The 24,598-nt window shown below is 40.1% G+C and carries 21 protein-coding genes; 13 read left to right on the top strand and 8 right to left on the bottom strand.

What is annotated here, in order from left to right; all coding sequences use genetic code 11:
• Positions 1–1,515 carry a RagB/SusD family nutrient uptake outer membrane protein gene (locus QT327_RS14995; protein ID WP_130855833.1) on the top strand — a complete coding sequence of 505 codons (1,515 nt, stop codon included), beginning with the start codon at positions 1–3 and terminating at the stop codon, positions 1,513–1,515.
• 35 nt (positions 1,516–1,550) lie between these two features.
• Here QT327_RS14995 and QT327_RS14990 read toward each other — a convergent pair whose 3' ends face one another.
• Positions 1,551–1,844, bottom strand: coding sequence for a hypothetical protein (locus QT327_RS14990; protein WP_013667151.1), 294 nt, complete (start codon positions 1,842–1,844; stop codon positions 1,551–1,553).
• Positions 1,845–2,010: 166 nt separating this feature from the next.
• Here QT327_RS14990 and QT327_RS14985 point away from each other — a divergent pair, with 166 nt between their 5' ends.
• Complete coding sequence (locus QT327_RS14985) at positions 2,011–3,030, top strand: LacI family DNA-binding transcriptional regulator (protein ID WP_130855834.1); 1,020 nt, start codon at positions 2,011–2,013, stop codon at positions 3,028–3,030.
• Between the two features lie 117 nt (positions 3,031–3,147).
• A complete protein-coding gene (locus QT327_RS14980; protein ID WP_242627175.1) occupies positions 3,148–4,449 on the top strand; it encodes an MFS transporter in 1,302 nt (433 codons plus the stop codon).
• Between the two features lie 29 nt (positions 4,450–4,478).
• Here the strand turns inward: QT327_RS14980 and QT327_RS14975 are convergent, their stop codons facing one another.
• On the bottom strand, positions 4,479–5,084 hold the full coding sequence (locus QT327_RS14975; RefSeq protein WP_013667148.1) for a riboflavin synthase: 606 nt from the start codon (positions 5,082–5,084) through the stop codon (positions 4,479–4,481).
• 344 nt (positions 5,085–5,428) lie between these two features.
• Here QT327_RS14975 and QT327_RS14970 point away from each other — a divergent pair, with 344 nt between their 5' ends.
• Positions 5,429–6,283, top strand: a complete 855-nt coding sequence (locus QT327_RS14970; protein WP_013667147.1) for an N-acetylglucosamine kinase — start codon at positions 5,429–5,431, stop codon at positions 6,281–6,283.
• A 55-nt stretch (positions 6,284–6,338) separates the two neighbouring features.
• Here QT327_RS14970 and QT327_RS14965 read toward each other — a convergent pair whose 3' ends face one another.
• Complete coding sequence (locus QT327_RS14965; RefSeq protein WP_013667146.1) at positions 6,339–7,034, bottom strand: NUDIX hydrolase; 696 nt, start codon at positions 7,032–7,034, stop codon at positions 6,339–6,341.
• A gap of 402 nt (positions 7,035–7,436) precedes the next feature.
• On the opposite strand from QT327_RS14965, the gene pfkA reads away from it, so the two are divergent.
• The 3 genes from pfkA to gap are packed head-to-tail and all read left to right on the top strand — an operon-like array spanning position 7,437 to position 10,282.
• A complete protein-coding gene (pfkA, locus tag QT327_RS14960) occupies positions 7,437–8,423 on the top strand; it encodes a 6-phosphofructokinase (protein ID WP_130855837.1) in 987 nt (328 codons plus the stop codon).
• Between the two features lie 9 nt (positions 8,424–8,432).
• Positions 8,433–9,281: a hypothetical protein gene (locus QT327_RS14955; RefSeq protein ID WP_130855838.1), complete on the top strand. Its 849-nt coding sequence runs from the start codon at positions 8,433–8,435 to the stop codon at positions 9,279–9,281.
• A gap of 5 nt (positions 9,282–9,286) precedes the next feature.
• Entirely contained in the window at positions 9,287–10,282 is a 996-nt protein-coding gene (gene gap, locus QT327_RS14950) for a type I glyceraldehyde-3-phosphate dehydrogenase (protein WP_013667143.1), read from the top strand.
• A 58-nt stretch (positions 10,283–10,340) separates the two neighbouring features.
• Here gap and QT327_RS14945 read toward each other — a convergent pair whose 3' ends face one another.
• Positions 10,341–11,060 (bottom strand): copper homeostasis protein CutC, encoded by a 720-nt coding sequence (locus QT327_RS14945; RefSeq protein ID WP_130855839.1) that lies wholly within the window; start codon positions 11,058–11,060, stop codon positions 10,341–10,343.
• A gap of 77 nt (positions 11,061–11,137) precedes the next feature.
• On the bottom strand, positions 11,138–12,157 hold the full coding sequence (locus QT327_RS14940; RefSeq protein WP_013667141.1) for a glycosylasparaginase: 1,020 nt from the start codon (positions 12,155–12,157) through the stop codon (positions 11,138–11,140).
• Positions 12,158–12,344: 187 nt separating this feature from the next.
• On the opposite strand from QT327_RS14940, the gene QT327_RS14935 reads away from it, so the two are divergent.
• Positions 12,345–13,535, top strand: coding sequence for a C40 family peptidase (locus QT327_RS14935; RefSeq protein ID WP_289553207.1), 1,191 nt, complete (start codon positions 12,345–12,347; stop codon positions 13,533–13,535).
• A 38-nt stretch (positions 13,536–13,573) separates the two neighbouring features.
• Here QT327_RS14935 and QT327_RS14930 read toward each other — a convergent pair whose 3' ends face one another.
• Genes QT327_RS14930 through QT327_RS14920 form a run of 3 tightly spaced genes read right to left on the bottom strand, consistent with a single transcriptional unit; the run spans position 13,574 to position 17,535 of the window.
• Positions 13,574–15,061 (bottom strand): M14 family zinc carboxypeptidase, encoded by a 1,488-nt coding sequence (locus QT327_RS14930; protein WP_289553206.1) that lies wholly within the window; start codon positions 15,059–15,061, stop codon positions 13,574–13,576.
• 42 nt (positions 15,062–15,103) lie between these two features.
• Positions 15,104–16,162 (bottom strand): S66 peptidase family protein, encoded by a 1,059-nt coding sequence (locus QT327_RS14925; RefSeq protein ID WP_289553204.1) that lies wholly within the window; start codon positions 16,160–16,162, stop codon positions 15,104–15,106.
• Between the two features lie 35 nt (positions 16,163–16,197).
• Positions 16,198–17,535: a dihydroorotase gene (locus tag QT327_RS14920; RefSeq protein WP_289553203.1), complete on the bottom strand. Its 1,338-nt coding sequence runs from the start codon at positions 17,533–17,535 to the stop codon at positions 16,198–16,200.
• A gap of 93 nt (positions 17,536–17,628) precedes the next feature.
• On the opposite strand from QT327_RS14920, the gene QT327_RS14915 reads away from it, so the two are divergent.
• The 5 genes from QT327_RS14915 (at position 17,629) to QT327_RS14895 (ending at position 24,474) form a co-directional block, all read left to right on the top strand.
• Positions 17,629–18,957, top strand: a complete 1,329-nt coding sequence (locus QT327_RS14915; protein ID WP_289553202.1) for a DEAD/DEAH box helicase — start codon at positions 17,629–17,631, stop codon at positions 18,955–18,957.
• Positions 18,954–19,211: a hypothetical protein gene (locus tag QT327_RS14910; RefSeq protein ID WP_130855845.1), complete on the top strand. Its 258-nt coding sequence runs from the start codon at positions 18,954–18,956 to the stop codon at positions 19,209–19,211. Before QT327_RS14915 ends, QT327_RS14910 begins: the two co-directional genes overlap by 4 nt.
• 44 nt (positions 19,212–19,255) lie before the next feature.
• Positions 19,256–19,606, top strand: a complete 351-nt coding sequence (gene gldC / locus QT327_RS14905) for a gliding motility protein GldC (RefSeq protein WP_013667134.1) — start codon at positions 19,256–19,258, stop codon at positions 19,604–19,606.
• 307 nt (positions 19,607–19,913) lie between these two features.
• The gene (locus tag QT327_RS14900) at positions 19,914–22,979 is read left to right on the top strand and encodes a SusC/RagA family TonB-linked outer membrane protein (RefSeq protein WP_289553200.1); all 3,066 of its coding nucleotides are present in this window, start codon (positions 19,914–19,916) and stop codon (positions 22,977–22,979) included.
• Between the two features lie 49 nt (positions 22,980–23,028).
• Positions 23,029–24,474 carry a RagB/SusD family nutrient uptake outer membrane protein gene (locus QT327_RS14895; RefSeq protein WP_289553199.1) on the top strand — a complete coding sequence of 482 codons (1,446 nt, stop codon included), beginning with the start codon at positions 23,029–23,031 and terminating at the stop codon, positions 24,472–24,474.
• Positions 24,475–24,598: the final 124 nt, after the last annotated feature.

Here is a 24,598-nt window from a genome sequence, read left to right as displayed (position 1 = left end):
ATGAGAAATAAATATATAAAGGTCCTTTTACTTGCATTAGTTGCATTTACAGGATGTACAAAACTGGAAGAAGATCTTCATGGGCAAGTAGGTTCCGGTGGCGTTGGCAGCGATGATGTACCAGCGTTGTTAAATGCGGCCTATATTGCTATGCGCAATCCGTACTATGGTCCGTATGGTTGGTGGGCGCTACAGGAATTTCCTACCGATGAAGCTATAGTTCCTACGAGAGGCGGCGACTGGGACGATAACGGTGCTTGGCGAGCGCTTCATTTGCATCGATGGCAATCAGATCATACACGCGTTCACAGTGTGTTTAAAGATGTACTAGGAGTTAGCTATGCGGCAACGGATATTTTGCAGTATAATCCTACTCCCTCGCAAGAAGCCCAAGCTCGATTTCTCCGGGCTTTTGCCGAATTTTCCATTTTAGATGGTTGGGGACAGGTACCTTACCGTGACCCCGGAGAAAATGTTACGCAAAATCCGAGGGTCAGAACTGCGCAAGAAGAAATTGACTACCTGATTTCTGAAGTGACAGAAGTGTTAGACGATTTACCTACGGACAGAATTGATCGTGCTTCACAAGATGCAGCTAAAATTCTGTTGATGAAAATTTATTTAAATAAGGGAGCCTTTTTGAATCGTCAAGCGCCGACTTTTGCCAATGAAGATATGCAGGAAGTCGTTCGGTTGGCGGATGAGATTATCAATAGTGGAGAATACGCCTTAATTGATAATTATTATTTAAATTTCGCGCCAAATAATGGGCAATCGACAACCGAAAATATCTTTACAGGTGAAAATATCGGTGGAGAAAGTTCTGCTACCGGTATGACGAATATGTGGGTAGCTACATTACACTATAATCAAAATCCCCCGGGAAATAATGGTTTCTCTACTTTATCGGACTTCTATAATAAATTTGAAGAAAGTGACGTCCGGAGAGGCGGTGAATATCCCGGTGTAACTAATGTGAGTGGTGTAAGAGTTGGCTTTTTGGTGGGACAGCAAGTAAATCAAAATGGTGAAAACTTAACCGATAGACGAGGAAACCCTTTAGCCTTTACTCCAGAAGTTAGCATTATAGAAAGAGATCAGAATCATTTGGAAGTAGCTGGTATACGTGTTATTAAGTATCCAATTGACTATGCGAACGGTTCTACGAGCTTGTTAAATAATGATTGGGTATTCTACCGTTATTCGGATGTTTTATTAATGAAGGCCGAGGCGTTATTACGGTTGGGACAAACCGGCGAAGCCCTTAACTTAGTCAATCAAGTACGGACAAAGCGCGGTGCCAGCAGTTTTACCGAATTGAACGAACAGCTATTATTGGATGAATTAGGCCGGGAATTCTTTTGGGAAGGACATCGGAGAACTGATCTCATCCGTTTTGGCAGATTTCTGGAAGCCTGGCAAGAAAAACCGGCATCAGACGCGAAAAATCTGTTGTTCCCGATTCCTTTGAACCAATTGGGAAACCCAAATTATACACAAAATCCAGGATATTAGTATTCAAGCCGGGCAGTAGCTGCCCGGCTTGAATATTATTTAGTATTGTTGATTTCTTGCTGTTCCCTTAGTCGAGCCACATTGTTTTTTTCACCAAAATCACTGGTTTTTGAAGTGAAGTCTTCCATTAAACTTGTGACTGCATCCAGGTTATCTGCTGTGCGCTGATGGATTTCGGGAAGAATCTGTTCAAGACTTTTATCATCTACTTCAATGTTCTCTACTTCAATGTTACTTATTTTTTCAAGAATAGCCTGTTGGCTATTTCGCAAATCTTCTAATTGACGGACAATCTTTTCCATCAATTCAAACTTTTTTAGTTTATCCATATCTCAAGCTCTTGTTTTCCTAATCACTAACAAGAAATAAAATTAATTTGTTTGTTCAAGTAACATATTATAAGAAGATAGATTAGCAAAGCAGTTGGTTTACAATGCTTTGTAAGCTTGGAATAACGATCAGCTTTATCTAAGTTTGTTAATAGAATTATAAATAATGAGCCAAATAAACATCAAAAAATTAGCAGCCGCTTTGGGTTTATCTACCTCGACTGTTTCCCGAGCCTTTCGAAATAATAGCGATATCAATCCGCTTACTAAAGAGCGTATTTTACGCATGGCCGATGAATTAGGTTATTCACCTAACCTTTATGCTAGTAATCTGCGCGAATCAAAGAGTAAAACAATCGCCATCATCATTCCGGAATTTGATAATAACTTTTTCTCGCAAGCGATCAAAGGTATTGAGCAACAAGCGAGACGTAATGGCTACCATACATTGATTTATGTTACAGAAGATGATGTAAAACAGGAGGCCACATTTATCCGATCGTTATGCAATGGAAGGGTAGAGGGGGTGGTTATGTCAGCGTCAGGAGAGGGGTTAAAACATGTTCACTTAAATATGTTGAAAGAAAGGGGGATTCCATTAGTTTTTTTTGACCGCTGCTATGAAGACGTAGAAGCTACTTGTGTAACGGGAAACGACTATGAGAGCAGCTATGAAGCAACACTCCATTTAATCATGAACGGATGTAAGCGGATTGCTTACCTAGTGGTAAATAAGAATGTATCTATCGGGAAGATCAGGATGCAGGGTTATTTAGACGCGCTAAAGAGTGCCGGTTTACCATGTGAGGACGAGTTGATTATTGAATGCACAAACGATAAGGAAGAAATATATAAATCTATTAAACGATCTTTTGAGAAAATGAAACCCGATGGTGCTTTCGCCTCTGTTGAGCGGTTAGCAATGACTACTTTGCGATATTGCGCAGATGTAAAATTGGAGATTCCTTCAGATTTTAAACTGGTTTGCTTTTCTTGCTTGGAAATTGCCGATATGCTGAACCCTCCTTTAAGTACTATTAAGCAACCAGCTTTCGAGATGGGCAAACGCGCCGCAGAAATTTTATTTGAGGCTTTATGCAATAAGGAGTCCGTAACGGAAAAGCAGGTTATTCTTCTTCCTTCGACTATTATTCCCCGAAAATCAACTGCCGTTGTTAATAACTAAGTGTTTGTTTAATACTAAAGCAATCGGTCTTTAAACAGAGCCAAACTGCCTAGTTTGCGTTACCCTAGCATGAATCAACTAACTAAACCACGTCTCAGCACTTTGCAAATATTTAATATGAGCTTAGGCTTCTTAGGAATCCAAATAGGTTTTGCGCTTCAGAACGGAAACGCTTCCAGAATATTGCAAACCTTTGGTGCTGATGTCGAACATTTGTCTTTATTCTGGTTAGCCGCGCCTTTAACCGGTATGATTGTGCAACCACTCGTAGGGCATTACAGCGATCGGACGTGGGGCAGGCTCGGCAGGAGGCGTCCTTATTTTCTAACCGGGGCGTTATTAACGGCTATTGCCCTATTATTGATGCCAAACGCCGCGGTTTTAACAACAATTTTACCTCCGTTGATAATAGGAGCGGGTATGTTAATGATAATGGATGCTTCCATTAATGTGACGATGGAACCATTCAGGGCGTTGGTCGCCGATAATTTACCCAATGAGCAAAGGAGTAAAGGCTTTTCTGTGCAAAGTTTTCTTATTGGAGTCGGCGCAGTTGTTGGTTCCTGGTTACCCTATGTGTTAGCAGAGTTCTTGGGTGTCTCTAAATTAGCAACGGAAGGGCATCTTCCCGACAATGTAGTCTTTTCGTTCTATATAGGCGCTTTCATCCTGGTGATGAGCGTAATGTGGACGGTGGTGACGACAAAGGAGTATACACCGGCAGAACTGAATGCCTTCGAAAAATCCGAGAATAGAACTACTATCAATCAGAAAGACATAAGAGGTTTAACGGCTATTCTGAACGATTTAAAACAGATGCCAAAAGCAATGAAACAATTGGGCCTTGTACAATTTTTCTCTTGGTTTGCATTATTCTCTATGTGGGTTTTTAGTACACCTGCAATAGCAGAACATGTTTATAGTGTTAAAGTAGGAGATTCGTCCTCAATCGATTTTGCAAATGCCGGCAATTGGGTTGGTGTGTTATTCGGTATTTACAATGCAGTTTCAGCCCTTTATGCATTAGTTTTACCAAGAATAGCTAAATATTTCGGACAGAGCGCTACCCATGCCATATCACTTTCGTTGGGAGGATTCGCTTTGTTGTCTATTTTTTTTATCCGCGATCCGTACCTTTTGACCCTGCCCATGCTGGGTATCGGTATTGCGTGGGCGAGCATTTTGGCTATGCCTTATGCCATTCTTTCTGCAAATTTACCAGCTAATAAAATGGGTGTATATATGGGTATTTTTAACATCTTTATCACTTTTCCACAGATTATAAACGGCCTTTGTATCGGTTATATCATAAAGTATGTGTTTAATGGAAAGGCCGTTTATGCACTTATATTGGCAGGTTTTTTTATGTTGTTTGCCGCTATTTCGGTATTAAAGATTAAAGGTAATGCACAAGATTAAGTACCTAAAAGGCACCTATCATAGGCTATTCATTCAGACGCTGTTATTCTCCCTAACGACACTAAACGCGTTACGTATTTTCCAATAATATCAAATTCCAGGTTAACCCGATCACCGACTTTTACCATATGCATAGATGTATGCTCAAACGTATAGGGTATGATTGCTACCGAAAACCTATCTTCTTTTGAATCCACTACGGTTAAGCTTATTCCATTTACCGCTATGGAGCCCTTTTCTACTGTGATATTTCCGACAGAAGGATCATATTGAAAGGTATATATCCAGCTCCCAAGCTCATCCTTAATTTGGATACAAGTGGCGGTTTGGTCTACATGCCCTTGAACGATATGTCCGTCTAAACGACTTCCAACTAATGTACACCGCTCCAAATTTAATTTGTCACCTTCTTTTACTTCATCAAAATTGCTTTTTGTTAACGTTTCCTGAATAGCGGTCACGGTGTGACGGCCAGGACTAAGAGCCACCACCGTAAGGCACACCCCGTTATGAGATACACTTTGATCTATCTTTAAATCATCTGAAATATCGGAAGCTATCGTTAGATGCAAGTTTGTGTCCTCTCGTTTTATATTTTTTACAATTCCCAATGTTTCGATAATGCCTGTAAACATGTTTCCGGTTTTTTTAACAAAGGTACATTTCCATTTGATATCCTAAAACAATTCGGTGTCATGAAGTAGCTAATTGTAAAAAGTACACTATATATTACCATAAATATGGAGATACAAAAACAAGTTTTTCAGTGTTATTAATGCTGTTTTTATACCAATTGTATAAACGGTATAATAAAATTGTGTATTAATTTTTCTGTATTTACTTGTAATAATATCCTGAAAGGTGTATTTTGTGCCACGATTTTCAGGTTTTGCAGCGTATTTTGTTTTTGAACGCTTGCTTGAGAGAAATTTTTTAAATTAGAAAATGATATAAATCAATATTAACTAAAACCAATAACATGATCATTATTGCAGATGGCGGTTCAACCAAAACGAATTGGTGCCTGATCAATGACTCCGGTAAAAAAATCTATTTTAACACTGAAGGGTATAATCCTTATTTTGTATCGAGCGATTACATTGTAAGTTCTTTGAAAAAGGGGCTTCCAAAAGATTTGCCGTTCAGTGAAGTAAGAGAGGTCAACTATTACGGTGCGGGGGTTCACAACGAAGAAAAAGCGGCTATTGTTGCAATGGCTATCAAACAAGTATTTAGTCGATCGGAAGTATTTGTAGGACACGATTTGTTAGCAGCTGCCAGGGCTTTGTTAAAAGACAAAGCTGGATTTGCTGCCATTTTAGGAACAGGAACCAATACCTGTATTTATGATGGAAAAGACATCGTTCAGAATATTGATTCTGCAGCCTATATATTGGGTGATGAGGGCAGCGGATGCTATATTGGAAAAAAACTTTTAACAGATTATGTACGCGGCTACATGCCAAGTGATGTAAGAGAAGTTTTTTGGGAAACATTTAAGCTTACGCCGGATGATGTAATGGACGCTGTTTACACCAAGCCACTGGCGAATCGATTCTGCGCGAGCTTTAGTAAGTTCGTTTACGATATCATGATCAATATCGAATATTCACGAGGATTGGTAAAGAGCTCTTTTGAAGATTTCTTTAAGAATTTAGTTGTTCATTATCCTGACTATCAAAAATATTCATTTAACTGTATCGGCTCCGTAGCTTATAACTTCCGGAATGTCTTGGAGGAGACGGCACATGAGTTTGGTATGGAGTTTGGCAGAATTGTTCGGTCACCGATCGATGACCTGGTGAAGTTTCATCAAGAGAAAATTAATGCTTAGTTAAACTTGGCATAGTCTATAAAAAGTAAAGGGTTTCTAAAGACCCTTTACTTTTTTAAGAAAAGTTCAACTCATTTTTAAAGATCTTATTGTATTTTCGCTTATCAAATTTGTACAGTTTGGCGGCACGATAGGAAACCCCTTTTTGCTTTTCATCCAATTCTTTTAAGACATTGTATTTAAGCATCTTCTTTCTGAAATTTCTTTTATCTAGTTTTTTGTCCCAAATAGCTTCATACAGTTGTTGCAATTGGGTAAGCGTGAATTTTTCAGGAAGCAGTTCAAAAGCTATCGGACTGTGACTGACTTTACGCCGTATTTTTTCTATGCTTTTTTCTATTATATTTCGGTGGTCGAAAGCAAGTTCAGGCAGGTTGTTAAGGGGGTGCCACTGCGCTTTTCTCACGTAGTTGGTGGACGGCTTCAGATTGAGGTTGACAGCTTCCAATCGCAACATAGCATAGTATGCCACCGTTATGATTCTTCCTTGAGGGTGTCTTTTTAGGTCACCGAAGGTATAGAGCTGTTCCATATATATTCCCTTTAACCCCGTGTGTTCCAGTAAAATACGTTTAACTGCATCATCGATCGTTTCATTGTGTTCAACAAAAAAACCCGGAAGTCCCCACCAATCTTTGAAAGGATATTCATTTCTTTCAATTAAAAGGACTTTCAGCTCACCTTCGTTAAAACCAAAAATAACACAGTCAGCCGTAAATATAGATTGTAGATGTGGTAAGTTTGATTGCAAAATTCTGTTTTTTAAGGTTCAATTAAATATCCAATTCTCAGTTCCATAGACGCCCATAAAATTGAGCAATTGATTGCTAATTTCAAAACGTTAGGTACTTTAGGCAAATAAACTCAAAATTATGGAAGAAAACTATAAAAGCAAAAAACTTATCCACTTCCGCTACGTTTTTAGTATTTTTAGAATGTTCGTAACGAAAGAATAAAAGCTGATGCGAAAAAGTAAAAAAAAATACAAATAAATAGCAATAGTGTAAGAAATACACCTTATATTCGTGCTTTGATGTGAAGTGAAGCAACCTAATACGCACGCTAACGCTATATTTTAATGAGCAATGCGGATGTGTTTCTTCAATTCATAATGAAAGTTAAATTCAAGTGAAACCTATATAGATTATTTACAGTGGACAATTCAATCAAACGTATAGGCGTATTTACTTCAGGGGGAGATGCTCCAGGGATGAACGCATGTATTCGGGCGGTAGTTCGTACCGCCATTTATGAAGGCAAAAAAGTAAGTGGTATATTGCATGGATATCAAGGAATGATCGATGGGAATATCATCGATATGAATAGTCGTTCGGTCAGTAATATTCTTCAACTGGGAGGTACTATTTTAAAAACAGCACGTTGCTTGGACTTTAGAACACCTGAAGGACGTAAAAAGGCCTATGATAATATAAGAGCACAGGGAATTGATGCTTTGGTAGCTATTGGAGGAGATGGAACTTTTACCGGGGCCGAAGTGTTCTCCAGGGAGTATGATATTCCGGTTGTTGGCGTACCAGGTACTATAGACAATGATTTATACGGATCCGACTTTACCTTGGGATATGATACAGCTAACAACACGGTGATTGATGCAATAGATAAGATCCGTGATACAGCGGCTTCTCATGATCGTTTGTTTTTTATTGAGGTAATGGGACGCGATTCGGGCTGCATTGCCTTAAACTGCGGTATTGCAGGAGGTGCTGAGGCCATTTTGTTACCTGAGAAGGAAACAGGTATTGACGAGCTTATTCAAAAATTGGAAAATGCTGCGAAAGACAAGAAAACTTCTACCATTGTAATTGTTGCTGAAGGTGATAAAAATGGAGGGGCATATAATGTAGCTAAAAGGGTTCAGGAAAAGTTCGATTTTTATGATACCAAAGTTACCATATTAGGCCATTTGCAAAGGGGCGGCTCTCCGAGCAGCTTTGACCGTGTATTGGCCAGCCGGCTGGGCTTTGCAGCCGTTAAAAGGCTATTAAGAGGTGAGACAAGGATAATGGTTGGTTTGCGGGGAAATGATATTGTGACAACCCCTTTGGAGGTTGCGCTCCGAAGCAAGGAATTTAAATTAGCCGATGATATGATCGAAATGATGAATGTTTTAGCGATTTAGTCAATTAAGATGATTGCCGTAGTGTACAGTGGTTCGAGATTTGCTGATTGGCGATTAGCCGATAAGGGTAAGGTTGTTGCCGGGTTTAAAACTATGGGTATTAATCCTTATCATAATGATGAGCGGTACATAAGCCAGGTTTTGAACAAGAACAACAGTCTGATAAACTACGCTGAAAAAATAAAGAAGATTTATTTCTTCGGTGCAGGTGCCTCTTCTGATGAGCGTAAGGAGACGGTTTACAATGCCTTTAAGGAATTTTTCCGCTATAGCAAAGTGCTTGTTGAGCACGATATGCTGGCAGCTGCCCTCGCTACGGGAGGCAATGAGCAGGCGCTTGTAGGGATATTAGGCAGTGGCTCCAATGCTGCCTATTATGATGGCAAAAGAATTTACGAGACTAACTACGGGCTAGGCTATATTTTGGCAGACGAGGGTTCGGCAAATTGGATGGGCAGATATCTTCTGCGAAATTATTTATCCGAAACTTTACCCATTGATCTCGAGAATAAGTTCACCAGCTATTATCCTCTTGATCGGAAGCAAATTATGGATAAAGTTTACAGGAATCCAAATGCTGCATTATTTCTAAGCTCCTTTGCCGACTTTGTTGCAGAACAAAAAAGTCATGAATTCGTTCATAATATGGTGATGGAGGGTTTCAATTTATTGTTTGAAACGTATTTTGTTCCGTTGAAAGAGCGGTATCATTATCCGAAAATAAATTTTACCGGAAGTGTGGCTGCCGGTTATGAGCCCTGGTTAAGGCAAGTAGCTAATAATCATGGCATGGAAGTGGGAGTGGTTATCAAAGAGCCGATTCAGAATCTTTTAAATTATTATTTAAATAAAAATTAGTTAAAATGAAAATTGGAATTAATGGATTTGGACGTATAGGACGTCTTGCATTTAGGGCTGCTATAAACCGTGAAGGTATAGAAGTTGTTGGTATCAACGATTTAGTTGATCCGGAATACATGGCCTATATGTTAAAATACGATTCTACACATGGTCGTTTTGATGGAACGGTAGAGGCAAAAGATGGAAATTTAATCGTTAATGGAAAAACTATTCGTGTAACAGCCGAAAAAGATCCTGCAAATTTGAAATGGGGAGATGTAGGCGCCGAGGTAATTGTTGAATCAACAGGTTTGTTCCTAACGCAAGAAACTGCTCAAAAACATATTGATGCCGGTGCTAAGAAAGTGGTAATGTCAGCTCCCGCTAAAGACGACACGCCTACATTTGTCATGGGTGTAAATCATAAAGAACTAAGACCTGATCAACATATCGTTTCAAACGCGTCTTGTACTACCAATTGTTTGGCTCCGCTTGTAAAAGTGTTGCACGACAAATGGGGAATCGTTGAAGGTTTGATGAGCACCGTACATGCTGTAACAGCTACCCAAAAAACGGTGGATGGCCCTTCCGTAAAAGACTGGAGAGGAGGACGTGGTGCTTATCAGAATATCATCCCTTCTTCAACAGGTGCTGCTAAGGCGGTAGGCTTGGTTATCCCTTCAATCAAAGGTAAATTAACGGGTATGTCTTTCCGCGTTCCTGTTCCTGATGTATCGGTAGTGGATTTAACAGCTCGTTTAGAGAAACCAGCTACATACGAAGAAATTAAGCAAGCTTTCAAAGACGCATCAGAAGGCGAATTAAAAGGTATTCTAGGATACACTGAAGATGACGTTGTTTCAGAAGACTTTAAAGGGGATGCAAGAACCTCTATTTTCGATGCAAAAGCAGGTATTGCTTTGAACGATAATTTTGTAAAAGTCGTTTCCTGGTACGATAATGAATGGGGATATTCCAATAAACTGATCGACTTGGTTCAGGAAATTGGCAAATTGTAAAATTGTTAAGTAGTTAAGTAGGTAAATAGTTAAATCAACTATATGCCTACTTAACGTTTTAGCTATTTAACATCGCTACTATCTTCCTAATTTTATGCTCATTACTTACCTCGATCGTATCGCCCATATTGGTTATTGCCATGTTGTGATAGATCATTTTACTTGGAATAGGTTCTTTTGCTGATGTATGGAATTCTTTAGCATTGGTCGATTTTTTTAATTCTGTAATGTTTTGTTCATTAATGCCCGAACCAGGCATAATGACGATTCTATCACCTGCCTTTTCAACTAAGGTCTTTAAGAATGCAGTTCCTTCTGTCGCAGTATTTTCCATACCCGATGTCAATATACGTTCGCAGCCACATTCTATAATATCTTCTAGCGCTTTTAAACCATCATTGCTGCAGTCGAAGGCGCGATGGAAGGTAACACCCATTGGAGAGGCTAGTTTAACCAATTCTTTCGTTCGCTCGATGTCTACATTCCCATCTTGATCTAGTAGACCAATCACTATACCATCGCAGCCAAGCTGTTTGCATATAGCGATATCTTCTTTCATGACGGTAAATTCATCATCAGAATAAAAGAAGTCTCCTGCACGTGGTCTAACCAGTACATATACCTTTATTTTAAGCAGCTTGCGAACGCTTTTTATGGTTCCATAGGAAGGTGTTGTTCCGCCTTCATTTAAATTCTCACAAAGCTCGATGCGTTGGGCACCGCCAAGTTGCGCGGACAAAGCGGATGCAAGTGAGTTTGCACATATTTCGAGTGTCATATGTAGTTGTTGGTTATTAGTCATCAGTTGTTGGCGGAAGAAGCTAGGCTTCAAAACTCATAACACGAAAACGTTATTTAGTATATACTTTTCCCTTTAATAAGTAAGTCTTGTTGTTCTTCATTACACACGGCAAACGAAAATCCTTGTTGTAGGGCATAGGCGCCATATTCACCTTGCTTATTCATGGCTAAGAAGCCAACTTGGATTTCCTTCGCTTTCGCGGGTTTTTTCTTTACAATGCGCTGAACGGCTTCCTTGCAGGCATCTTCCGGTGAATAACCTTGGCGCATTAATTCAACAACCAGAAAGCTTCCAACGGTTCTGACCACTTCTTCACCCACGCCCGTAGAAGTAGCAGCACCTATTTCGTTATCTACATACAAGCCGGCGCCAATAATGGGACTGTCACCCACCCGGCCATGCATTTTAAAAGCCATTCCACTTGTGGTGCAGGCACCGCTAAGGTTGCCACGGTTATCCAAAGCTAGCATACCAATTGTGTCGTGATTATATTGATTACCTGGTAATTTATTTGGCGAAAAATGCTGATTTTCAATATTCATAATCGGCTTGTACTCAGCTTTTTTTAACCATTCTTTCCAAGCTTTCTCTGATTCTTTTGTCAAAAGGTTTTCCTTCTTAAAACCGTTTTCCAATGCAAATTGAAGCGCACCATCACCTGCAAGCATTACATGTGGAGTCTTTTCCATTACCAACCTGGCGACTGAAATGGCGTGTGTAATATGCTCCATAGCTAACACGGCCCCGCAATTGCCATTCTCATCCATAATGCATGCGTCTAATGTCACGTGTCCATCGCGATCAGGATAACCGCCTTTGCCAACGGTAACATTTTTAAGATCGGCTTCCGGCACTTTTACACCAGCTTCGACGGCATCTAATGCACGTCCTCCTTCTTTTAATATTTGCCATGCAGCTTGATTGGCTGCAATCCCAAAATCCCAGGTGGAGATGACAATAGGCTTGGAAGATTTTGCGGAAAACGAGAGTGGATGTCCATATGTTTCGTTCTTAATTCCCAAGGCAACAGTTCCGATAATGCCTTGACGAATGAACTTTCTTCGATTGATCATTCTAGTTTATTTATATCGATGCAAACATAAAAAAAACTCTTTAGAAAAACGGCAAGTAAGTGACATGCAAAAGAAATCGTTGCGCAAAATGCGTTATTTTGCATTTTTATATAAAAATTATGCAAAGATAATTTGCTCTTCTTGACATATACGTTAATTTAGTACCCAATACCTCCATCTGAATTATATGAAAAGGATCACAATTCTTGTTCTATTCGCTTTAGGGCTTTGTTCGCGGTTAAATGCACAGCAGAATTTGCCCCTAGAAGAAAGAATTGTACACTTAATAGAGCTCACACGCAGTAAATATGCATTGGATAAAAGGACAGTTGTTTTTGAAGCTTATACCGATTCTTTAGGAAGATGTGTACTTGAAACGAGCAGCAATGTAGCAGCCGCCTATTTTCGTGAACAATACCAAACTGCCAATATAAACCAGCCTTTGTTCATTAATACTTTGCCGGACGCGGCGCTGGAAGATACTACTTTCGGTGTAATAAATGTTTCTGTAGGTAATATGCGTACGTTCCCCAAAAACGCTGCGGAAATGGCCAGTCAAGCACTGCTCGGTTGGCCTGTTGATGTATTGAGAAAGAAGGAGGGGTACTATCTAGTGCGAACGATCGATAGTTATATTAGCTGGCTAGATGAAGCGGCTATTTCGTTAAAAACAAAACCTGAAATAGATGATTGGAATAGAAAGGAAAAAGTAATAGTTGTAGGCGACTACGGGCATGTCTACAGTGATCTGGATAAAAGGTCTTTACGAGTTTCTGATATAGTGATGGGAAATATATTGGTAAAAGAGGGTGAGTTCGAGGATTTTTTTAAAGTCATTTTTCCCGACGGCAGACGTGGTTATATCGATAAAGCAATAGCGCTGGATTATGAAGATTGGAGACACGGGCTTAACCCATCAGCAGATGCAGTTCTGGGAATTGCAAAAACAATGATTGGTGTGCCTTATCTATGGGGAGGAACATCGATAAAAGGAGTTGATTGCAGTGGATTTACAAAGACAGCCTATTTAATGAATGGTTTTATCATTCCGAGAGACGCTTCACAACAAGTCTTAGTAGGAGAGCCCATTAATATTTTAACGAATGATAAACTTGATTTATCCAAAGCACTTAACAATTTAAAACCAGGCGATCTCCTATTTTTTGCTGGAGGAAAGCATAGAAGCTCAAATGCCAAGGTAACCCATGTGGCATTATATATAGGCAATGGCAGCTTCATCCACGCCGCAGGCAAGGTGAGGATCAACAGTATGGTGCCCGGAGCCTCCAATTATGATGATTTTGAAAGTCGAACGGTAGTAGCAGCGCGTCGCTATTTAGCAAACCGGGAAATAGAGGGCATAAAGAAGGTGAAATAGTTCGATTGACACCTCGTTTCTTCCAGTCTGTTTCCTCATTATTGAATATAATTTTTAAAGTTTTCATCCAGCTCTTTCGACAAGTCAACCAAATAACCATTTACAATGGCATACTTAGGTTCATCCTCTTTAGCAAGAAAAAAATTCGCCTGACTTCCTAGCGTTGGACTGTTGCCATAAATTGTTCCGTTACCGGTTAAAAGAAGCGGCCATTTATAGTGTTTATTATTCGCTACGTTTTTAACTTGAACAGCAATGTAACCTGCTCGCAATAATCCGATAACCTTTTCCTTTGTGAGTTCGTTGAGATGATTTATTGCTGTCGGATACAATTTCCCTTTCATAAAACTAAGCCCTTTCGCATCCAACTCCTCATAGCCATAACTATCTTTCAGGTCACCTACATCGTCAATTCTACCTCGTATATAAAATGCACTGTCCGGTGCATTCAATTCGTCTCTTTTAATCGCTAGATCAATCGGATAGGTTACCGAGTCTCGTTCAGCTTGGATATTCCTTATTAATAGATCACATAGTTTAGTCGCATTTTCAGGAATATCTTGATAAGCCTTTTGTTCATACTGGGTATAACTTTCTTGTGCGATCTCAATCAAGGCGTTTAAAATAATCAAAAAGTTTAGCTTTCGGATATATTGCTTTTCGGGATCATTCTTATAACCTCCCGATTCGATGAGCACCGTGCTGGCTCCCCATTTCTGAAAATTGTCGCCGAAACCGCGGGGTTCATGTGTGTCATCGTATTTAGCCACACCATTGGGGATGTATTGCTGTAAGATTTTATTCATTCCCACAATAAGTTGCATCGCTCGGCCCCTTACATCATTAATGTCTTTTTCATGATTATAAGCTGGTGCCAAGAACGATATTGTCGCTGGATTTGGCGTGCCCGGAACGTTGTAATAAATATGTTGATCATGCAAATTAAAGCCGAATGCCGGTTTGTTAACTTCGGCAGCATGTTTTAGTATGCGAGCCTCCGGGCTCGCGGTTTCGCGGGCATCTCGATTTAAATCGATGTCCAACGCATTTCTGCGGTTAAAAATTTGAGCACCATCGGGATTGATCATGGGTAGAAAGTACAATGTTGTTTCTTTGTTTAGCAGATTTCGAACGGAATCAAATTGGTCATTTCTACCCTCCAAAAAATTAAAGAGATCAAATAGCGCCATGGTAGCGGTACTTTCGTTACCGTGCATTTGTGACCATAGCATCACTCGTTTATTTCCTGAGCCATATTTCAGCTGATAAAGCGTTCTTTTTTGTACGGATTGGCCTAACTTACTTATTTCAAAAAGCTTACTCTCTCCTCGTTTTAATATCAAAGGCTCTATATCTGCGTGTTTAAATCGACGATGCGTAAGATCTTTTTCTTTAAAAGTTTCAAAAGCAGTTGCTAACATAGCGGTATCGGGACTATAGTTTTTTTTGTTGTTAAAGCTGGATTTTTCGCGCTGACAGGCGCTTATTGTAAGTAAAGCAAAGAATACGATTTTAATTAACTTCATATTGCACGGGATTGTGAGAAATAACCACAGACCTAATTCATTTTAAGAAACCATCTTCCCTTCAACAAGAAATGTGCCTTCATTTGCGTTCATCGTAACTTCTGCGCCGACAGGAAGAATAAACTGCTCGCGAATATGACCAATTAGTGCACCCTGATAAGCGGGTATACGAAGTGGTTTAATATAATCTTCTAAAATTTGATCGAGTGTCAATGAGCCATAACCACCACTAGGCGAGCAATCTGTGCATTTTCCAAAAATAAAACCTCTGATTTTATCGAGTGTACCGTTTAGCTTCAGCTGACAAAACATGCGTTCAACTCGATATGGTTCTTCTGATACATCTTCCAAAAATAAAATGCTATTATCAAAATCTGGATAATATTTTGAACCGGCAATACTGGTCAAAACGGTAAGATTTCCACCTAATAATTTGCCTTTGGCAATACCGGGGACAATTGTTTGGATACGGTTTTGCCTTGGAATAAGATCGTCACCTTTGTTCAATGGATTGCGGTAGAGTGGGGGGATGCCGTTAAAGAAAATATCTCGGAATTGCTCCACGACTAGGGTCGGCCAGGAACTCGATCCTACCGGGCCATGAAAAGTTATCAAACCTGTTTGACTGTGTATAGCAGCGTGTAAAGCTGTAATGTCACTATATCCCAAAAATATTTTAGGATGGTGTCTTATTAGATTGTAATCTATTTTATCTAACAACCTCGCAGCGCCTGAACCTCCACGCATGCAAACTATAGCTTTAACCCGCGTATCTTCGAACATATCATGCAAGTCATCCAATTTTTGTTTATCATTCCCTGCAAGATGGCCGAAGCGATCATGGGTATGTTTACCCCATTTAACTTTAAATCCCAGGGCTTCGAATGTCTCTTGTGCTAGCATAAATGGCAAGTTTCCATCAATAGCCGACGAGGGAGAAATGATACCAATAGTATCGCCCGGTTTTAATTTTTCAGGATAAATCGGGGCGATCTTAGGCATGTTTTTCTTGGCAGCCTGCACCGTAGGCAGGTTCAAATTCGCCGATGTGACATATGCTATGCCAGTTCCCATGAAACGCAAAAGAGTTCGTCTATCCATTGCCTAATGGTTGTGATTGAATTTACCTGAATTAGCTAATCTCTTTCAAATAATAGGCGTTTCCCCGGTTCGTTGCTCACAATTTTTTCATTTTCAAAAGCCAGATTTCCGGAGACAATCGTATGTGTAATCGAGGATTTAAATGTATATCCATCAAACGGCGACCAGCCACATTTTGATAGGATGTTGGATGAACTTACAGTATATGGTTTGTTCAGATCAACTAATACAAGATCTGCGAAATAACCTTCACGAATAAAACCTCTATTTTCAACCTGGAAACAAATTGCCGTATTATGAGCGGTTTTCCAAGCAATATCTGTTAGCGTTAGCTTTCCTTCATGGTATAAGTCAAGGAGGGCTTGGAGTGCATGCTGTACTAAAGGTCCTCCTGATGGCGCGTCGATATACGGCTTGGATTTTTCTTCCAGCGTATGTGGCGCATGATCGGTAGCTATTACGTCTAATCTTCCGTCCAACACCGCTCGTAGAATTTCTCTTTGGTCTTCCTTCGTTTTTACCGCAGGGTTCCATTTGATGAAATTGCCCTTCGTTTTATAGTCCTGATCGTTAAACCACAAATGATGAATGCATGCTTCTGCCGTTATTCTTTTTTCTTTAAGCGGTATATCGTTTCTAAACAGGTGCGTTTCCCTTGCGGTCGAAATATGTAAAATATGTAATCGAGTACCAAACTTCTCCGCAAGTGCTACTGCGCTTGAAGATGATAAATAACAAGCTTCGGCAGATCGTATCAAAGGATGCATATCCGGCGTAAGTTTATCGCCATACTGATTCTTGAAATTTGTTAAATTTTGCCGTATTGTAGCTTCATCTTCGCAATGTGTTGCAATAAGGATAGGTGCATTTCTAAAGATAGCCTCTAAGGTCTTTTGGTTATCAACAAGCATATTTCCGGTTGATGATCCCATAAAGACTTTGATACCACAGACATCTTTGGGATTGGTTTTTAATACTTCCTCCAAATTGTCATTAGCAGCTCCCATAAAAAAGGAATAATTTGCCAACGAGTTTTTTGATGCTATTCTATATTTGTCTGCTAACAACCCCTGAGTCAACGTATTTGGAACCGTGTTGGGCATTTCCATAAAGCTGGTAGTACCACCGGCAACGGCGGCCCTGCTTTCATGCCATATATCTGCTTTGTGTGTCAAACCAGGTTCTCGAAAATGGACTTGATCGTCGATTAGGCCCGGAAAAAGATGTAGACCCTCCGCACGAATTATGTGATCGGCCGGGTGGTTAATCTCTGACGAAATCATTTCTATTATACCATGGTTTATATATAAATCAGCGATCTGAGTAGTTCCTTCGTTTACAATGGTAGCGGCCTTGATTAAAATGGATGACATAGTATTTTGTTCAGTATGATAAGTCAAACTTAGGCAAAATTGGCTTCATAAACAATTTTATCCAATCCAATCAATTCTCTATCTTTGCAGGCTATGCACAAATCATTTGAGGACTTTAAGTTTAACAGGCAAATACTGAACGCAATAGCTGACGCGGAATATAAAGAGCCTACGGCTATTCAACAAAAGGCGATTACTCCAATACTTGCCGGGCAGGACGTGATGGGTATTGCTCAAACGGGTACAGGAAAGACGGCCGCTTACGTATTGCCCATAATTATGAAGCTCAAATATGCCCAGGGATCAGACCCGAGAGCATTGATCTTATCGCCGACAAGGGAATTAGCAATGCAAATTGAAGAGAATATACAATTGTTCGCTAAGTATACGGATTTGCGTACCGTAGTTCTTTACGGTGGACTAGGGCCTAAGCAGCAAATAGAAGCACTTGAGAAAGGGGTGGATATTCTTGTGGCTACTCCGGGAAGGTTTTTGGATCTATACCTAGCTGAGCACATTAATACGAAGCAAATCAAGTTGCTCGTGATGGATGAAGCGGACAAAATGATGGATATGGGATTTATCGGAAAAATCCATAGGATTCTTGAAGTTGTTCCTAGAAAAAGACAAAATTTGCTCTTTTCTGCAACAATGAGTGAGCTAGTTCATAAAATTGCCGGTGATTTCTTGGCTTTTCCAACTATAGTAGAGGTGTCGCCACAAGCTACGCCGGCAAACACGGTAAGCCAGCAATTATACTTTGTGCCGAATACAAAAACGAAAATTAATCTCTTGCAATATTTACTAAAAAATGATGAAGATTTTCACCGGCTCATCATCTTCAGTAAAACGAAAACGATCGCTGACAATATATATCATTTTTTATCTAGAAAATATGGCGAAGACGAAGTGCGGGTGATTCATGCCAATAAGGGACAAAATACGCGAATCAACTCTATCAACGCCTTCAAAGAGGGATCTGTAAGAATACTTGTTGCGACAGATGTAGCTGCCAGAGGGTTGGATGTAAGCGATGTAAGCCACGTTATTAATTTTGATATCCCAATTGTTATAGAGGACTATGTACATCGCATTGGTCGTACAGGCCGAGCAACGAAATCGGGCATTGCCATTAGTATGTGTACGCCAGCGGAAGCGTACTATATTGCGAAGATTGAAAAACTTATTCGCCAGCAAATTCCTGTATCTGAACTACCCGCCGAGGTGCTTATAGAAAAGACTCCTTTTGAGGAAAAACAAGCTCAGGCTAGGGAAATTGATATGCAAAAGCGGAAAGAGAATCCCGAATTCAAAGGGGCGTTCCACGAAAAGAAAGCGGCGAACAAAAAGGTGAATAAAGCCGGTAAAAGCAAAACGGCAAGTAAAAGGGTAACAAAAGGCAATATGAAACGTAAAAGATGAAGAATCTCCGTTTGACTCCGCTCAATATTGTATGTGCCTTGCTCGCTGTTTCGGGGGTGTGGAGTGTAATTGTTGATCAATTGGCTTGGAAGAGAATTGCGCTTGGCATACTATTAATTGTTATACTGATCATTGCGGACCAGTTCTTTCGTCTTTTTTTTCAACGAATCAGACGTATTTGGCTTGTTGAAATGGGCTTTGTTGTTTTTACCATCTTGGTGATATGGCTAATAGAAAATCAAGGCTCTTTTTGATGTAGAGCTATTAATAGATAATGAATAAACTAAAATAATATAAAGTGAGAAAAGCAGAAATAAAATTAACAATTGAATTAGATGACGCTAATATTCCTGAAAATATAACCTGGGAGTCGACAGAAGGAGAAAACAAAGAAGCATTACCAACCAAGGCAATGTTTCTAGCACTTTGGGACCATCATTACAAAAATGCGCTACGTATTGATTTGTGGACAAAGGACATGCCTCTTGATGAAATGAAACGTTTCTTTTATGAAACCTTGCATACTATGGGCGACTCATTTTTGAGAGCTGCGGGCAGCGATCCTTTAGCGGAAGCCGTAATAGGAGATTTACGCGACTATTGCGCCCATTTTGCTGAAAAAATGGAAGTAGTACAAGCTCAAAAATAACGTTTTCAAAAAGAAACAACTAGTTCAATAAAGTGAACTAGTTGTTTCTCTTTCTCTACAAAGTATCCTTCTCATTCCACATGCCATAATTATGTAAGCAATATTGGCTGTCTTCAATTGCAAATTTCTGATTAAATAATCAAATTGTGTATTTGACGCTTCAGCTTTTCATAAATAGCGTTTTTAACCCTCATTGCTATAAAAGAAAGGCTGATGAGCCGTTAGTAATATGCTACGACTCCTTAGAGTGGACAGACAATTGTTACATACCCTGCATTATTAATCGTTATTTATTAAGCCTTCTGTTATGGTGGTTAGACTCTTATTTTATTTAATGCAATCGTTTAAATACATCAGTATACTGATTGCTTTTTTGTTAGTTGCCGATGTGTTATTTATAAAGCTGTCTCAAGCACAAGAGATTCCAACTCCGACCATTCCCGGCGATACGACCAACACAAAAACACAAGACACGATAACCGGAATTGTGAGGGATGAACAAGGAAATGCACTTCCGGGCGTTTCGGTAATGGTAAAGGGAAAACCCAACACCGGCACCACAACCGATCCGAACGGCCGCTACAAAGCCACTGTTGGCGGTAATACGATACTTGTGTTTTCTTACACCGGTTACGGAAGTAAGGAAGAACGCATTGGAAAGAGAAAAGAAGTTGATGTTGTCCTTAGAGCAGAGCAGGAAGCGTTGGAAGAGGTAGTTGTTATTGGTTATGGTTCGGTAAAAAAACGAGATTTGACCGGTTCCGTGGCGCAAGTAAAAGCTACTGAAATCAATGCTTTTCCAACAAGTAATGCATTGCAATCGTTATCAGGCCGGGCACCTGGCGTGCAAGTTTATCAGGGTTCCGGCGCACCCGGGCCTGCTATGTCCGTACGTATTAGGGGGGCCAATTCCATCTTAGGAAGCAACGAGCCCTTATACGTCGTGGATGGTTTTCCCTTATCGGGGAGTAATCCGACTATCCTAAATAACGCCGACATAGAAAGTATGGAAATACTGAAAGATGCATCCGCGACAGCAATATATGGTTCGCGGGGGGCCAACGGTGTAGTAATTATCACAACAAAACAAGGCGGAGTTGAAGGTACCGGAAGTGCAACACAGGTAGATTTTGAAGCTAATTACGGCATACAGCAAATCCGAAAAAAACTGGATTTGATGACCGGACCTGAATACGCCACGTTTTATAACCTACGTGCTGCAAATGATGGAGTTACCCCTTATTTTACACAAGAACAAATTAATAATTTACCATCGTTCGATTGGCAAGATTTTATTTTCCGTTCAGCACCGATAAAAAGCACCTCACTCAATATTGGCGGTGGAAATGAACGTACGCAATTTTCAGTCGGTGGTAGTGTGCTTGCACAAGACGGAATTATCAAAGGAAGCGATTATGATCGATATTCTTTACGCGGAAGTATTCAACATCAGATTAGTGACAAGCTAACAGTTGATGCTAATGCTACGTTAAGTAGATTAATCACGGGAAGAAAAGACAGTAATGGTGGAGCAAGGGGTAATTCATTGATATCATCAATTTTAGGGGCACCTCCTGCATTAACGCCATACGACGATAATGGGGGGTACAGATTGCTCTCAAACGCCTTCAATATCGCAGCACCGGATATTATAAATCCATTGAATTGGATAAACGAAGAAACAAACAAAACGGAAGCAAATTTAGTGCTTGCAAATGCAGCCGTTACTTACAAACCTATATCAGACATCAATATTAAACTCTTGACCGGTATTGAGAACCGAGATGATCGCGAAAATATGTATCGCACAAACCGGTATCAGGGCTCAACGGGTGAAGCAAAAATTACGGCTAATAATGAACAAAGTAGATTGGTTGAACTAACCGCAAATTATAATAAGATTTGGAATGAGCGACACAATTTCTCCGCGCTAGCTGGTGTAACTTATCAGGATTTTATAAATAGCTACGTGATGGGAAGCGGCCAGGGATTCATTAGTAATGTAAGCGGATGGGATAATTTAGGCGGCGCTTTGGTGCCTTTAGTGCCTGCATCAGGTTATAATAAATCAACTTTGCTGTCTTATTTGGCAAGAGTAAACTACACATTGGATGATAAGTATCTTTTTACGGTAAGCTTTCGTGCCGACGGGTCGTCTCGGTACCGTACGGACAGTCGCTGGGGTTATTTCCCGTCCGGCGCTTTTGCATGGCGAGTCTCGCAGGAGGATTTTATGAAAGATCACAATTGGATATCTGACCTTAAATTGCGAGTAAGCTGGGGTAAAACAGGTACACAGATTGAAGATTTTTATCCGACGTTTAATCCATTAGCTGGCGGATATACTGTTTTCGGACAAGATTTGCACTTAGCGTTTGCGCCTGAGACTGATCTTCCAAATAGGGATTTAAAATGGGAAACGACTGAGCAGATCGATGCGGGACTTGATTTTGGTGTTTTAGATAATCGGCTTGTTTTTACGGCAGATTACTACCGCAAAACCACAAAAGATTTATTAAATGCTGTTCCACTGCCCACCTCAATGGGATACGCAACAACCTTTCAGAATGTGGGACAGATACGTAATAGCGGTGTTGAATTAGGCCTGAATGCTAACATTTTCAAGGGTGATTTTAAATGGGACGTTACTGCTAATATTGCATTTAACAGAAGCAAAGTCTTAAAATTATATGCAGGAGCCGATATATTTGGCGATGAACTGAAGATGAATGTGGTAAGTGATTCCAGAACCATTTTACGCGAGGGTTTACAAAGGGGCTTGTTTTTCGGTTATCTAGAAGACGGGTATGATGAAGAAGGCCAGATAAAGTATAAAGATTTAAATGGTAACGGGTCGATCAGTAACGCAGACCGAACGGTAATAGGCAACCCGAATCCGGATTTTATTTATGGGTTGAACTCCTCCATGTCTTATAAAAACTTTGATTTTACCTTTTTTATACAAGGGATGACCGGTAATGACATTTTCAACGCCAGCTCAATTGGCAGCACTGTGGATTATGTTTCCGGACTGAATATGGTGCGTGATGTGCTGAATAATCATTGGACTCCCGAGAATCCAAACGCAAAGTATCCGGTAATCAGCAATACCGTTAATGCACGCGTGTCTGATAGATGGATTGAAGACGGTTCCTTCTTACGATTAAGGAATATCCAGCTAGCTTATAATTTACCTGTAGAGAAGTTTAATCTCGGGTGGCTTAAGCGTTTACAGGTTTACGTGAGTGGGCAAAATCTGCTCACATTAACCAATTATTCATGGTATGACCCGGAGATGCCTTCCAGTGGTTCTGATTACCCAAGTTATCCGATCGCTAAAACCCATACATTCGGTGTGAAAGCTGGTTTCTAACAAAAAAGACTTTAAGAATATGATACACAAAGCTCAATTAATATATACGATGAAGCATCACAGCCTGGGGATATGGCTAATAGTCGTATTTTTTACGCTATCGAGTTGCAGCAAAGAATTGGATCAGGAACCACGGTCGATCTTGGAAGAAACCTTTTATAATACAGCTGCCGAGGCCGAGGCAGCCGTCAATGCGATTTTTCCCCCGATTCGTTTAGGAGCGCAGGGCATCGCTTCTTATAATGCTACCTTGGAGTGCCATAGCGATTATGCCTACGGAAGAGGAAGTTGGGCGCAGTTTAATGATTTTAGTGGCTTAGATGCTACGAATACCAATCGAGTAGGCGATTTTTGGAATTCATTTTATCTGGCCATCCGAAATGCCAATCTTGTCATTAGACACGTACCGGAAGGTAATGCAATGAATGATGAAGAAAAGAACAGGTATGTTGCAGAAGCAAAGTTCATGCGTGCCTGGTGCTATTTTCATTTAGTTCGTAATTGGGGAGGCGTACCGTTACGTATTGAAAGTAATATGGAAGAAAAGGATGTGCCAAGAAGCTCGGTTGAGGAAGTTTATGCTTTGATTGATGCTGATTTACGGTTTGCAGAAAGTTACCTCCCTGAAGATAATGCTGCACAGCCGGGAAGGCCTACTAAATGGATGGCAAAGACGGTGCTAAGTGATTACCTATTAACCAACAATAAATATCAGGAGGCAAGAGATAAAGCATTGGAGCTTGTGCAATCCGGCCTTTTCTCCCTTGTTCCTATACAACAAGTTGATGACTTCGAACGTATTTTTGGAGCAGGAGTAGGCGTAACAGATGAAGAAGTTTTTCATTTCAAATATACACGAGAAGGTCAGGGAAATTATTATCCATTTATTATCAACCATCCGGAAACAGGGTATTTCATGAAAGGGGGTGGAAAAGGTGCTTATGCCCAATATTCCAATGTTAATAATAATTTTTATAAGGAATGGAGTGACTTGGATTTACGTAAACAATTGTGGTATCCAATGAATATCGGTCTAGGAGAAGGAACCGTTCTTCAAAAAAAGTTCATTGACCCCGCAGCTGCAAATGAATACGGGGCAATTAATGATTTTCCCGTATATCGTTATGCTGAAGTATTACTGTTATTTGCTGAAGCAGAGGCACGGGTGAATGGCGTCACAGCCGAGGCGCTGGATGCATTAAATCAAGTTAAAAGACGTGCTTATGGAAGAGAAATAAATACAGCTTCTGACATCGATTATCAAATTGGGTCATTTTCTCCTGAAACGTTGATAGACTCCATCCTACAAGAAAGGGCCTATGAATTTCAGTTTGAGGGAAAGCGTTGGTTTGATTTGAAACGCACAGGTAAAGCAGCAGAGATACTTCAAAAGAATAAAGGTGTGGCCATTGCTGATAAACATTATTTATGGCCGATTCCATTAGCTGAATTAAACTACAATCAGGGTATAACGGAAAATAACCCCGGGTATTGACAGTTGCTCGTCTATTTGTCTTACTATCTTGTTGGGCAAGTATAACACTTGTTATTACAGTAAACCAAAGTCTGGGAGCGATCCTAGACTTTTGGTTTACATGGCGTAATAGTTCTAAAAAAGA

It is taken from the genome of Olivibacter sp. 47, assembly GCF_030372825.1.
GTDB lineage: Bacteria > Bacteroidota > Bacteroidia > Sphingobacteriales > Sphingobacteriaceae > Olivibacter > Olivibacter oleidegradans.
This window is presented reverse-complemented; position numbering and strand designations above follow the sequence as displayed.

Excerpts from the sequence above, each read along its gene's own strand:
- QT327_RS14995 (WP_130855833.1), top strand. The coding sequence starts at position 1 with ATGAGAAATAAATATATAAAGGTCCTTTTACTTGCATTAGTTGCATTT.
- QT327_RS14990 (WP_013667151.1), bottom strand. The coding sequence starts at position 1,844 with ATGGATAAACTAAAAAAGTTTGAATTGATGGAAAAGATTGTCCGTCAA.
- QT327_RS14985 (WP_130855834.1), top strand. The coding sequence starts at position 2,011 with ATGAGCCAAATAAACATCAAAAAATTAGCAGCCGCTTTGGGTTTATCT.
- QT327_RS14980 (WP_242627175.1), top strand. The coding sequence starts at position 3,148 with ATGAGCTTAGGCTTCTTAGGAATCCAAATAGGTTTTGCGCTTCAGAAC.
- QT327_RS14975 (WP_013667148.1), bottom strand. The coding sequence starts at position 5,084 with ATGTTTACAGGCATTATCGAAACATTGGGAATTGTAAAAAATATAAAA.
- QT327_RS14970 (WP_013667147.1), top strand. The coding sequence starts at position 5,429 with ATGATCATTATTGCAGATGGCGGTTCAACCAAAACGAATTGGTGCCTG.
- QT327_RS14955 (WP_130855838.1), top strand. The coding sequence starts at position 8,433 with ATGATTGCCGTAGTGTACAGTGGTTCGAGATTTGCTGATTGGCGATTA.
- gap (WP_013667143.1), top strand. The coding sequence starts at position 9,287 with ATGAAAATTGGAATTAATGGATTTGGACGTATAGGACGTCTTGCATTT.
- QT327_RS14945 (WP_130855839.1), bottom strand. The coding sequence starts at position 11,060 with ATGACACTCGAAATATGTGCAAACTCACTTGCATCCGCTTTGTCCGCG.
- QT327_RS14940 (WP_013667141.1), bottom strand. The coding sequence starts at position 12,157 with ATGATCAATCGAAGAAAGTTCATTCGTCAAGGCATTATCGGAACTGTT.
- QT327_RS14935 (WP_289553207.1), top strand. The coding sequence starts at position 12,345 with ATGAAAAGGATCACAATTCTTGTTCTATTCGCTTTAGGGCTTTGTTCG.
- QT327_RS14930 (WP_289553206.1), bottom strand. The coding sequence starts at position 15,061 with ATGAAGTTAATTAAAATCGTATTCTTTGCTTTACTTACAATAAGCGCC.
- QT327_RS14925 (WP_289553204.1), bottom strand. The coding sequence starts at position 16,162 with ATGGATAGACGAACTCTTTTGCGTTTCATGGGAACTGGCATAGCATAT.
- QT327_RS14920 (WP_289553203.1), bottom strand. The coding sequence starts at position 17,535 with ATGTCATCCATTTTAATCAAGGCCGCTACCATTGTAAACGAAGGAACT.
- QT327_RS14915 (WP_289553202.1), top strand. The coding sequence starts at position 17,629 with ATGCACAAATCATTTGAGGACTTTAAGTTTAACAGGCAAATACTGAAC.
- QT327_RS14910 (WP_130855845.1), top strand. The coding sequence starts at position 18,954 with ATGAAGAATCTCCGTTTGACTCCGCTCAATATTGTATGTGCCTTGCTC.
- QT327_RS14900 (WP_289553200.1), top strand. The coding sequence starts at position 19,914 with ATGGTGGTTAGACTCTTATTTTATTTAATGCAATCGTTTAAATACATC.
- QT327_RS14895 (WP_289553199.1), top strand. The coding sequence starts at position 23,029 with ATGAAGCATCACAGCCTGGGGATATGGCTAATAGTCGTATTTTTTACG.